This window comes from Paramicrobacterium humi (genome assembly GCF_900105715.1).
Lineage (GTDB): Bacteria > Actinomycetota > Actinomycetes > Actinomycetales > Microbacteriaceae > Paramicrobacterium > Paramicrobacterium humi.
The window spans coordinates 2,863,699-2,874,516 of record NZ_FNRY01000001.1; the positions used below are offsets into that span (position 1 = coordinate 2,863,699).

The following is a 10,818-nucleotide window of genomic DNA, read 5'->3' on the forward strand; positions in this document are numbered from 1 at the left end:
TCACTTCCGTCCGTTCCACGAGGGGTTCTCCCAGATCACTGTGCCGCCCTGGCCGAGGCCGACGCACATCGCCGTGACGCCGTAGCGCACTTCGGGGTGCTCGGCGAACTGCGCGGCGAGCTGGATCATGAGCCGCACGCCGGATGCCGCAAGCGGGTGGCCGACGGCGATGGCGCCGCCCCACAGGTTCACCCGCGGGTCGTCGTCGGCGATGCCGAAGTGGTCGAGGAACGAGAGAACCTGGATCGCGAACGCCTCGTTGAGCTCGAACAGTCCGATGTCGTCGATGCTGAGCCCCGCCTTGCGCAACGCCTTCTCCGTCGAGGGGACCGGGCCGAGGCCCATGATCTCCGGCTCCACGCCGGCGAAGGCGAAGCTGACCATGCGCATCTTCGGAGTGAGCCCGAACTCCTTCACGGCGTTGGCGCCGGCGATGAGGCTCACCGTGGCGCCGTCGGTCAGCGGTGATGAGGTGCCGGCCGTGACGCGGCCGTGCGGGCGGAACGGAGTTCGAAGTCCCGCGAGTCCTTCCATCGACGTCTCGGGGCGCATGCCCTCATCGCGAGTCGCGAGCCCCCAGCCGGCGTCGCTGCGCGTGGCGACGGGGACCAGGTCGGGCTGGATCTTGCCGGCTTCGTACGCGGCGGCGACCTTGTGCTGGCTGAGCATCCCGAAGCGGTCGGCGCGCTCCTTCGTGAGGTGCGGGAACCGGTCGTGAATGCGCTCGGCGGTCTTCCCCATGTCGAGGGCGTCGGCGCTCACGAGCTTCTCGGCGAGAAAGCGCGGGTTGGGGTCCGCGCCGATGCCGAGCGGGTGCCGGCCCATGTGCTCGACGCCGCCGGCGATCGCGAGGTCGTACGCACCGAACGCGACGCCGCCGCCGACCGCCGTCACTGCGGTCATCGCTCCCGCGCACATGCGGTCGATCGCGTAGCCGGGCACTGACTTCGGCAGCCCGGCGAGCAGCGCGGTCGTGCGGCCGAGAGTGAGCCCCTGGTCGCCCTGCTGCGTCGTCGCCGCGATCGCGACGTCGTCGATGCGCTCCTTCGGCACGGATGGGTTCCGCTCGAGCATTCCGATCATCGCCGCGACCGCGAGGTCGTCGGCGCGGGTCTGCCAGTACATGCCTTTTTCGCCGGCACGGCCGAACGGCGTCCGCACGCCGTCAATGAAATAGACGTCAGCATTGATCGTCACTGTGCCTCCTTCGGGGATTTACGTTGAGCCTAGGAGGGCGGACGACGCGCGAGACAATCCTTTGCTTGTTTCTACGACGCCGTTTCCGACTCCGGCGCGCCGTTTTGGGCGGCATCCACAAACGCATCGGCGATCGACTGTGCGGTAGCTTCAACTTGCCACGCTCGGGCGCCGTAGCCCGCGAGTTCGCGGCCGATCGCGGCAGCGTCGGCGGGCTGAGGTGGGTGCCAGGCGACACGCCGCAAGTAGTCGGGTTTCAGCAGGTTCTCGACAGGCATGTCGAGGGCGTCGGCGATGCTCGCGACAACCGGTTTCGCCCGCTTGAGCCGCGCGTCGGCGTCGGGATCGCGCTCGGCCCACGAGCGCGGCGGCGGAACATGATCGGTGGCGGCGGCTCGCGCAGCGGGCAGATCCTCGGTGCTCAGTCCGCGTTCGATGGCCGCCCACCAGCGATCGATCTGGCTCCGGCTCGCACGGCCTGTGAACTCGCGCAGGCCGGCAAGAGCCTCTTTGCTGCGCGGGAGCGCCTTCACGACGGCCACGAGCGAGCGATCCGGAACGAGACGCCCCGGAGCCGTGTCCGTCTCGCGCGCGTAAGCGTCGCGCGCGTTCCACAGCTCACGCGCAACCGCGAGGTGACGTATGCCTTTGACGGAATGGATGCCGCTGAGCTTGCGCCACGGGTCCACGCGCGGCTGACGAGCCGGCTCGTCGAGCACGGCCTCGAACTCTTCGCGTGCGATGCGCGTCTTACGGTTCTCGACGAGCCGCTGCTCGAGGATGTCCCGCACGTCAACGAGCAGCTCGACATCGAGCGCCGCGTATTCGAGCCAGGACTGGGGGAGCGGCCGCGTCGACCAGTCGGCGGCCGAGTGCTCTTTCGCCAAGTGGATGCCGAGGGTCTCCTCGACGACAGCGCCGAGCCCGACTTTCGGCATGCCGAGCAACCGCGCCGAAAGCTCCGTGTCGAACAGCCGCCGCGGCTGGATTCCGACTTCACGCAGCGACGGCAGGTCCTGGCTCGCGGCGTGCAGAACCCATTCCTCGCCTTCGAAGGCGGCGTCTATCGTCTCGAAGCTGCCGATGCTCGGCGCGTCGAAGAGGTAGACGCCCGCACCGCGGCGGAAGACCTGGATCAGGTAGGCGCGTTGCGAGTAGCGGTAACCGGAGGCTCGCTCGGTGTCGATTGCGATGGGCCCGTGTCCGGCGGCGAGCTCGGCGACGGATCTGTCGTATTCGTCTACGGTGTCGATGACGTGACGGTCAGTCACGGGCCGTCCTGTGAGCGGATAGCAATGTCACTCCTTCTGTCGTGGGCGGCAGTCCCGCAAGCATGCACAGCAGCTCGGCCCAGCCTTCCACGTGGGCGGACACGCTGGCCTCGAGAGGCGTCCACGATGCCCGCAGCTCGATCTGTGCGCCATCGCCCTGGTCGGCGAGCTCTCCGAATCCCGTCGAGAGGATGCGCGTCGCGGTGCCCGACGCTGCCGCGTACTTCGCCCCTCGGGCGTTGAGCGCGTCGATGAGCCACGACCACGTTACCTCGGAAAGGAACGGGTCAAGGCCGATCTCGGTCTCGAGGGGCGCCTGGGCGAAGCACACGATGCGGAATCGTCCGCCCCAGGATTCCGGCTCGCTCGGGTCGTACAGGAGAATGAAGCGGCCTGTGCCGAGTTCCGAGTCGGTGCCGTGCGCGCTCGGCCGCACGTCGGCGGCGAGAGCAAGCGCGTGCGGCGCAAGCTTCGCCGGAGCCGGAATCTCGCTCACGACGAGCTCATCGCGCAACTGGGCTGCGCGCACTGCCGCGATGGCGGCCGAGAACTCCTCGGGCACCTCGTCTGCCGATTGGTCTGCCACGATTGCAGACTAGAGTTAATCGGCGATGAATCGCCCATGCCACGCCGGCCAGAGACAGCGCCGCTTGCCCGTCGCCGGGATCCTCGGCGCATCGGCGGCGCTGGCAGCCGGCCTGTTCGGGGCCGTTGTCACGGCCGTTGCGCGCCGCGTCGTCATTCCGGTGCCGACCCGGCCGCTCGACGCCCGTGTACTCTCCGCCGCGCCTCGGCAGCGCACCATCACCCTCGCGGCGACGCCTGACACGCTGCTGCCCGGGAGATACGGCCTGTGGGTGCCGGGCTCCGAGCGCTATCACCGGCTCGGCCCTGTGCTCGAGCGCACAACGCAGACAGTGACCCGGGAGCTGATCGAGGACGACGAGGTCTCCCGGATCGTCCCGGGCCCGGCGTCGTTCAGCGGATGGTACTTTCGGCATCCGGCCGAGCTCGGGCTCGAGTTCGCCGACGTGATGATAGAGACGGAGCTCGGGGACGCTCCAGCATGGCGCTTTCCCGCACCCGAGCCGAGCGCCGACGCACCGTGGGCCATCCTCGTGCACGGCAGAGGAGTGCAGCGACCGGAAGTGCTGCGAGCGGTTCCCGTTCTGCACGCCGCCGGCTACGAGTGCCTCGTCGTGTCGTACCGCAACGACGGTGAGGCGCCGGCGTCGGCTGACGGCCGGTACGGACTGGGTGCAACAGAGTGGCGCGACGTCGACGCCGCCCTGGCGTACGCCGCGGAGCACGGCGCGCCTCGCGTCGTGCTCATGGGCTGGTCCATGGGCGGCGCGATCGTGCTTCAGACGGCGCAGCGCTCCATTCACGACAGCATCGTCGACGGCGTCATCCTCGACTCGCCGGTCGTCGACTGGCGCAGCGTGCTGCGGTTCCAGGCGAAGGCATCGCGCATTCCACCGCTCGTTCGCGACACCGCGATGTGGCTGATCGGGAGCCGGGCGGGCCGGCTGCTCACGGGCTTGCGGCATCCCATCGACCTCGACCGGCTCGATCGCGTCGCACACGCCGGCGAACTGCACCATCCGGTGCTCATCCTGCACAGCGACGATGACGGCTTCGTGCCCTCGGACGCCTCCCACGCCCTCGCCGAGGCGCGCCCCGATCTTGTGACGCTCGTGACGTTCAGCGTGGCGCGGCACACGAAGCTGTGGAACTTCGCGCCGGAGAGGTGGAGCGATGCGATCAGCGAGTGGCTCGCGAGGCTGAACGAGACTGCTCGCTCAGCGACCTGACTTCTCGCGCACCTGCCGCTTCGTCCGCGCGAGCATGCCGCCCATGCCGCTGAGCCGGAGCGGCGAGACCGCCTTGCTCAGGCCGAGCATCTGCGGGTAGTCGTTCGGCACCGCAAGCACCTCGTCGACGCTCAGTCCCGAGAGGCCCTGCGCGAGGATGCTCGCGAAACCCCGCGTCGTCGGGGACTCCTTCGGCGCGGAGGCGATGAGCTGCACCGAGTCGTCGTCGTGCACCTCCGCGACGAGGAAGACGGGGGACTGGCACTCGATCACGCGCTCGAGCAGCTCGGGATGGTCGGCGTAGCGCTCGGGAAGGTCGGGCAGCTCGTTGGCGAACTCGAGCAGAAGCATGAGCCGCTCCTGCTCGGACACCTCGAGGAACTCCTCGCGGATCTCGGACAGCGCGGTGGTGAGCACAGGTTCGGTCATGATCGCTCCATCATCCCATCCGACCTCGAAAACGGGCTGGATGCCGCGTCAGCGTGCGGGAGCCTCGCCGGGCTCCTCGCCCATCGCGATCGGGACGCGGACGGCGCTTCCCCATTCGGTCCAGGAGCCGTCGTAGTTGCGAACGTTCTCGAAGCCGAGCAGGTGCGTGAGCACGAACCACGTGTGGCTCGAGCGCTCACCGATGCGGCAGTACGCGATGACGTCGTCGCCGTCGCTCAATCCGGCGCTGCCGCGGTAGATCGAATCGAGCTCGCCGGCCGGCTTGAAGGTTCCGTCGGCGTCGACGGCCGCACCCCACGGCACGTTCGCGGCCGTCGGGATGTGGCCGGCGCGCAGAGCGCCCTCCTCGGGATACGCGGGCGAGGTCGTGCGCTGGCCCGTGTACTCCTCGGGGGAGCGAACGTCGACGAGGGGGTTGCCGAAGTGGCCGAGGACGTCGTCGCGGAAGGCGCGGATGCCGCTGTCGTCGCGCTCCACGACGGGGTACTCGGTCGCGGCTCGCGCAGCGGCATCCGTCGTCATCTCACGGTTCTCGGCGATCCACTTGTCGCGGCCGCCGTCGAGAAGGCGGACGTCCTCGTGGCCGAAGAGGGTGAAGACCCACAGCGCGTAGGCCGCCCACCAGTTGCTCTTGTCGCCATAGATCACGACGGTGTCGTCGCGGGCGATGCCCTTGCTGCTCATGAGCTCGGCGAAGCCTTCGCCGTCGATGTAGTCGCGCGTGACCGGGTCGTTGAGTTCGGTGTGCCAGTCGACCTTGACCGCGCCCGGGATGTGGCCGGTTTCATACAGCAGAACGTCCTCGTCGCTCTCGACGACAACGAGACCCGGTTCCCCGAGGTGCTGTTGCAGCCAACCGGTCGTCACGAGTCGCGAAGGGTTGGCGTAGCCAGCGAACTTCTCAGACGTCGAATCGGGTGCAACGGTCATTTGTTCTCCTTCAATCGGGGCCGAACCGGACTCGGGACTGCCGTTAGGCTGGTCAGCGTCGCGCGCGAATCGCGCTCGGCGTGACGACCCTCGCGAGCGGCCAGGTGCCGCTTGGGTTCACCCTCCACTCTGCCACTTTGACCTGAAGGCGCGAGACCAGATGACTATTCCCTCGTCACAATCCGGGACGATCATGCACCTCACCGATCGGCGCCCCGAGATGTCGGCGGAGGACCTCGCGTCGAACCTCGTGCCGCCGCCGCAGTTCGCGCATGCGAGCTTCGACAGCTACCGGCCCGACCCCGACTACCCGTCGCAGCAGGCGGCCGTCGACTACCTGCGCTCGTTCTCGGCGGGCCCGAAGCCACAGAAGGGCGGCTTCTTCTCCCGCCGACGCAAGGAGCCCGAGGCGAAGCCCGGCGTGTACCTCGACGGAGGGTTCGGCGTCGGCAAGACCCACTTGCTCGCGGCGCTCTGGCACGCCGAGCCGGGCACGCGCAAGTACTTCGGCACGTTCATCGAGTACACGGCGCTCGTCGGCGCCCTCGGCTACGCGGGAGCCGTGAAGCTCCTGACCGGGTCGACGCTCATCTGCATCGACGAGTTCGAGCTCGACGACCCGGGCGACACGATGATGATGACGCGCCTGCTCACCGAACTCGTGTCAAGCGGCACACGCCTCGCGGCGACATCGAACACGCCCCCGAACGCGCTCGGCGAGGGCCGCTTCGCCGCACAGGACTTCCTCCGCGAGATCCACTCTCTCTCGTCGCAGTTCGAGACGCTGCGCATCGACGGCACCGACTACCGCAGGCGCAGCGTCGAGGGCCACGCGCGCGCGCTCGATGACGACGCTGTGCGTGAGCGGGTCGACGCGGCAGCGGCATCCGGCACCGTCGTCTCCCTCGACGGGTTCGACGACCTCATCGCCCACCTCGCGCACGTGCACCCCTCGCGGTTCGTCAAGCTCATCGAGGGCGCGGAGCTCATCGCCGTGCAGGGCGTTCGCGTTCTCGACTCTCAGGCCGCCGCGCTTCGTCTCGTCGCGTTCATCGACCGGGTCTACGACGCACAGCTGCCCGTCGTCGCGAGCGGAATCCCGCTCGACGAGGTGTTCACCGACGAGATGCTGAACGGCGGCTTCCGCAAGAAGTACCTGCGCGCGATGTCGCGCATGATCGCTCTCACCGAGCAGCAGTGAAACACGACGTTCACACGGGGGAGCGCATCGTTACGTCCCCGTAACGATCGCCGCCACGAGGCGAAACACCACCGCTCGAAGCTGTGACTACCGACGGCGCCCCGCCGCCGGCACATCTTCGAGAGGCAGGATTATGGACACCGGCAGCATCGCCTGGGGAGTCGTCGCCACGGCGCTCGTGCTCCTCATGACACCGGGAGTGGCGTTCTTCTACGGCGGTCTCGTGAAGGCCAAGAGCGTCGTCAGCATGATGATGATGAGCTTCGGCGCACTTGCGCTCATCGGCGTGCTCTGGGTGCTCTACGGCGCCAACATGAGCACCGTCGGCAGCGTGTGGGATTTCGCAGGGAACCCCTTCTCGGACTTCGGCCTCGGCGCGATGGCGGCGGGGGATACCGCGAACACTGACCTGCTCGGCGTCGCCTTCAGCGCAACGTTCGCCATCATCACCGTCGCCCTCATCTCGGGAGCGATCGCCGACCGGGCCCGATTCGGCTCATGGATGCTGTTCGCCGGGGCCTGGGCGACGCTCGTGTACTTCCCGGTCGCCGCGTGGGTGTGGGGCGGCGGCTGGATCCTGCACCTCGGCACCACCCTCTTCGGCGCCGAGACCACGACCGCGGTCATCGACTACGCGGGCGGCACGGCGGTGCACATCAACGCGGGCGCCGCGGCCCTCGCGCTCACGCTCGTGCTCGGCAAGCGGACGGGCTTCGGGAAGGGCTTCGACAAGCCCCACAACGTTCCGCTCGTGCTGCTGGGCGCCGCTCTGCTGTGGTTCGGCTGGTTCGGGTTCAACGCGGGCGCCGAGTGGCTCAACGAGCTCGCGGGCAGCGGCCTGATCGTGCTCAACACGCTCGGCGCGACGGCGGCGGCGATCATCGGCTGGCTCGTGGTCGAAAAGATCAAGGACGGCAAACCGACCTCGGTCGGCGCCGCCTCTGGAGCGGTCTCCGGGCTCGTCGCCATCACGCCGGCGTGCGCGAACCTGACGCCGGGCTGGTCGCTCCTGCTCGGCGTCGTCACGGGCGCGGTGTGCGCCCTCGCCGTCGAACTGAAGTACCGTCTCGGCTATGACGACGCGCTCGACGTCGTCGGCATCCACCTCGTCGGCGGGCTCATCGGCACGCTCTACCTCGGCTTCTTCGCCACGGGGACCGGGCTGTTCACCGGCGGCGGCGTGCAGCAGCTCGTGCTGCAGCTGATCGCGGCACTCGCGGTGCTGGTCTACAGCTTCGTCGTCGCCTGGGTGCTGGGCTTCGCGATCGAGAAGACCATCGGCTTCCGCCTGACCGAGAAGGACGAGGCCGCCGGCGTCGACAGCTCGGTGCACGGGGAGAGCGCGTACGCGATGGAGATCGACGCGCGCGTCTGACCGGCGCGCGAGGGACGGGCGGCATGCGAATGGCCGTCCGTCCTCCGCCGTAGTCTGGAATCATGACCCGACTTGTCAGCGCCTACCGCACGACCGATACGAAAGAAATCACCCAGGATGCCGCGGACGTCACCGAGGCGCGGGCTCAGATCGAGAGCCAAGTGCCCGACGGCTTCGAGATCATCCAGCTCGACATCGGCAAGACGGAGACCGGGTCCCGCGTCACCGGCATCATCCGCGCGACGACATCGACGCCCATCGAGGCGACCGGCGCGAACTACGCCGAGGCACGCGAGGCGCTGCGCGCTCAGGTTCCCGAGGGAAACGTCGGACTCGGCATCCTCATCGCGGAGGAGTGAGCGCTACGGCGCCCTCGCTCCTCCGCGATTGGCCGTCGCCCCGTCCGATTCAGTCGGCGCTCTTACGCTGCCAGATGCCGAATCGATTGCCTGCCGGGTCGGCGAGGTGGGTGAACAGAATGACGCCGTTGTCGACGAGCGGCAGCACCGTCTGGGCGCCGTGCGACAGTGCCGCGTCGACGCTCGCCTGGATGTCGGTGACCTCGACGTAGAACACGGCCCACGCCCCCGCCCCGATCCCGCTGGTGTCCCACAGACCGCCCGCGCCTTGGTTCACCGTGCCGTACCCGGCCGGCCCGGCGGGACCGAACTCCCATCCGAAAACCTCCCCGTAGAACGCGCGGGCGGCTTCGGGATCCGGGGTGCCGATCTCGAAGTAGTTCACTGTGTTCGTTGTCTCGCTCATCAGCGCTTGTCCTTTCGATCAGCGACGCCGCCTCACGTTCGGTGTCGTCTCAGAACCAAGCGTGGAACCTGCCACAGTGAGAGAGTCAACCCGTGAGTGCGGGGCGGCGGATCGATCAGGCGATCGGAACGCTCACCTCGGTAACCCACTTGGCGGGGTCGGCCTCGCGGCCCGGACCGACGACGTAGACGTTGAACAGTGGACCGACCCGCCTCCGAGCATGTTCGCTGATCCACGCGCCAAGTGCCTCCGTCGCCCGTCCGATCGTCTCGAAGCCGCCGTAGTGCGTCGTCCAGGCGACGTGCTGTGCGGGGAGGTCGACGACCTCGAACCCGCCGTGCGGGGAGAAGGACCCGTGGTAGTCGCGCCAGATCGCCATCTCCACGTCCTCGTCCCGGTACTCCTCATCGAAATAGGTCGCTCCGATCAGCTCCCCGAATGCGGCCGGATCCACGCCCGACCGCGACGCGAGTGTGGTTCGCAGTTCCGCCCACAGCTCTCCCTCGGCCGGATAGCAGGCTACCGTGCGCCGCAGCATAAGCACCCGCGCTGCTGCGAACTCACGCTCGGCCACCACCGGCTCGGCATCGTCGAGCGCGAGTGCCAGCGCTACGGCGAGGCTTCTCTGGGCGGCGATCTGGCGCGCAGCCTGGTCCAGCCCCGTGATGTGCGCTTCCAGCCGGTCACGAAGCGCGCCCGGCGATTCCTCGTAGAGCGGCAGCAGATCGGCGATCAACCGGATGCCGCAACCGGCGTCTCGCAGAGCCCGGATGCGCCCTGCGAGGCGTAACTGCTCGGGGAGTAGCGGCGATAACCGGTGAACGGATCTACCTCGGCGGGGGTCAAGAGTCCGCGATCGTCGTAGTGGCGCAGCATCCGCACGCTCAGACCCGCATACCGGGAGAAGTCCCCGATACCCAGCAGAGCTCCTGACGTGCCGGCCATGGCCCTCATTCTCCCATTTGGCATCGCGGGCGGCCTAGGAGAGCGCGCTCGGCCTGCGTGACGCGGCGGGTCCAAGCTGGGGAAAGGAACGGTCCTCGTGCTGCGAGGGTTCTCAATTCGGTGGGCGATACCAGACTCGAACTGATGACCTCTTCCGTGTGAAGGAAGCGCGCTACCAACTGCGCCAATCGCCCGTTGCCGCCGATTCGATCGGCGACGAGAATTGATACTAGCCGACAATTCAGGTGCGACGCACATCGAGAAAGAACGTGAGGCGTTGTGACGACACGCGCGGAATTTCTCAGTTTGAACATTGCGGATGTTTTCGGTTACAGTTCTTGAGCACGCAGAAATGCGAGCAAAAATGCGGATGTGGCGCAGTGGTAGCGCATCACCTTGCCAAGGTGAGGGTCGCGAGTTCGAATCTCGTCATCCGCTCGAGTGCTGAGGATCAGTCTCAAGGCTGGTTACGGCATGTGGGCTTACCCACACGCGGTGGCGTGGCCGAGAGGCGAGGCAGCGGCCTGCAAAGCCGTCCACACGGGTTCGAATCCCGTCGCCACCTCCACCTCGCACTTGCAACACCCCGGGCGATTGGCGCAGCGGTAGCGCGCTTCCCTGACACGGAAGAGGTCACTGGTTCGATCCCAGTATCGCCCACAGAAAAACCCCTGAGAAATCAGGGGTTTTCGTGTTTCCGCTCCAGCACCGCGGCACGACGCGATGGCAGCACTGCCGCCGCGGCATCCTGTCTCTCACGGCGATTGTCGGTGTCGTTCCGGAGCCGGCCGTGAGACGACTAAAGTTGTGAGCGTCCCTTTCGCCTCTCAAGGAGTTGACTACCGGTGTCTGACGGTTTCGAACGTTTCC

The 10,818-nt window shown here is 67.8% G+C and carries 12 protein-coding genes and 4 tRNA genes; 7 read left to right on the forward strand and 9 right to left on the reverse strand.

Translation table 11 applies throughout. The annotated features are described in order from the left end of the window. The 3 genes from BLV49_RS14175 to BLV49_RS14185 form a co-directional block, all read right to left on the reverse strand. Positions 1–1,197, reverse strand: coding sequence for a thiolase family protein (locus BLV49_RS14175; protein WP_091185896.1), 1,197 nt, complete (start codon positions 1,195–1,197; stop codon positions 1–3). Between the two features lie 71 nt (positions 1,198–1,268). Continuing rightward, the gene (locus BLV49_RS14180) at positions 1,269–2,468 is read right to left on the reverse strand and encodes an HRDC domain-containing protein (protein WP_091185900.1); all 1,200 of its coding nucleotides are present in this window, start codon (positions 2,466–2,468) and stop codon (positions 1,269–1,271) included. Continuing rightward, a complete protein-coding gene (locus tag BLV49_RS14185) occupies positions 2,461–3,054 on the reverse strand; it encodes a DUF3000 domain-containing protein (RefSeq protein WP_434061462.1) in 594 nt (197 codons plus the stop codon). The genes BLV49_RS14180 and BLV49_RS14185 overlap by 8 nt, the downstream gene beginning before the upstream one ends. A 64-nt stretch (positions 3,055–3,118) precedes the next feature. On the opposite strand from BLV49_RS14185, the gene BLV49_RS14190 reads away from it, so the two are divergent. Next, positions 3,119–4,282: an alpha/beta hydrolase family protein gene (locus BLV49_RS14190; protein WP_245723666.1), complete on the forward strand. Its 1,164-nt coding sequence runs from the start codon at positions 3,119–3,121 to the stop codon at positions 4,280–4,282. Here BLV49_RS14190 and BLV49_RS14195 read toward each other — a convergent pair. Both BLV49_RS14195 and BLV49_RS14200 read right to left on the reverse strand, forming a co-directional pair. After that, positions 4,271–4,711, reverse strand: a complete 441-nt coding sequence (locus BLV49_RS14195; protein WP_091185912.1) for a SufE family protein — start codon at positions 4,709–4,711, stop codon at positions 4,271–4,273. The genes BLV49_RS14190 and BLV49_RS14195 overlap by 12 nt on opposite strands. Before the next feature lie 48 nt (positions 4,712–4,759). Next, on the reverse strand, positions 4,760–5,662 hold the full coding sequence (locus BLV49_RS14200; RefSeq protein WP_091185916.1) for a sulfurtransferase: 903 nt from the start codon (positions 5,660–5,662) through the stop codon (positions 4,760–4,762). A 160-nt stretch (positions 5,663–5,822) separates the two neighbouring features. On the opposite strand from BLV49_RS14200, the gene zapE reads away from it, so the two are divergent. The 3 genes from zapE (at position 5,823) to BLV49_RS14215 (ending at position 8,597) form a co-directional block, all read left to right on the forward strand. Then, complete coding sequence (zapE, locus tag BLV49_RS14205; protein WP_091185922.1) at positions 5,823–6,863, forward strand: cell division protein ZapE; 1,041 nt, start codon at positions 5,823–5,825, stop codon at positions 6,861–6,863. Between the two features lie 133 nt (positions 6,864–6,996). After that, positions 6,997–8,238, forward strand: a complete 1,242-nt coding sequence (locus BLV49_RS14210; RefSeq protein WP_091185926.1) for an ammonium transporter — start codon at positions 6,997–6,999, stop codon at positions 8,236–8,238. A gap of 62 nt (positions 8,239–8,300) precedes the next feature. Continuing rightward, on the forward strand, positions 8,301–8,597 hold the full coding sequence (locus BLV49_RS14215; RefSeq protein ID WP_091185930.1) for a hypothetical protein: 297 nt from the start codon (positions 8,301–8,303) through the stop codon (positions 8,595–8,597). 49 nt (positions 8,598–8,646) lie between these two features. Here BLV49_RS14215 and BLV49_RS14220 read toward each other — a convergent pair whose 3' ends face one another. The 4 genes from BLV49_RS14220 to BLV49_RS14235 all read right to left on the reverse strand — a co-directional run bounded on the left by BLV49_RS14220 (position 8,647) and on the right by BLV49_RS14235 (position 10,142). Then, on the reverse strand, positions 8,647–9,003 hold the full coding sequence (locus BLV49_RS14220; RefSeq protein ID WP_091185934.1) for a VOC family protein: 357 nt from the start codon (positions 9,001–9,003) through the stop codon (positions 8,647–8,649). A 115-nt stretch (positions 9,004–9,118) separates the two neighbouring features. Continuing rightward, positions 9,119–9,739 (reverse strand): GyrI-like domain-containing protein, encoded by a 621-nt coding sequence (locus BLV49_RS14225; RefSeq protein ID WP_245723667.1) that lies wholly within the window; start codon positions 9,737–9,739, stop codon positions 9,119–9,121. After that, on the reverse strand, positions 9,736–9,948 hold the full coding sequence (locus tag BLV49_RS14230; RefSeq protein ID WP_245723668.1) for a MerR family DNA-binding transcriptional regulator: 213 nt from the start codon (positions 9,946–9,948) through the stop codon (positions 9,736–9,738). The genes BLV49_RS14225 and BLV49_RS14230 overlap by 4 nt, the downstream gene beginning before the upstream one ends. Before the next feature lie 121 nt (positions 9,949–10,069). After that, a tRNA-Val gene (locus tag BLV49_RS14235) sits at positions 10,070–10,142 on the reverse strand. Positions 10,143–10,314: 172 nt separating this feature from the next. On the opposite strand from BLV49_RS14235, the gene BLV49_RS14240 reads away from it, so the two are divergent. The 3 genes from BLV49_RS14240 (at position 10,315) to BLV49_RS14250 (ending at position 10,608) form a co-directional block, all read left to right on the forward strand. After that, positions 10,315–10,386: transfer RNA gene (locus BLV49_RS14240), tRNA-Gly, on the forward strand. A gap of 56 nt (positions 10,387–10,442) precedes the next feature. Continuing rightward, a tRNA-Cys gene (locus BLV49_RS14245) sits at positions 10,443–10,516 on the forward strand. Positions 10,517–10,536: 20 nt separating this feature from the next. Further along, positions 10,537–10,608: transfer RNA gene (locus BLV49_RS14250), tRNA-Val, on the forward strand. Positions 10,609–10,818: the final 210 nt, after the last annotated feature.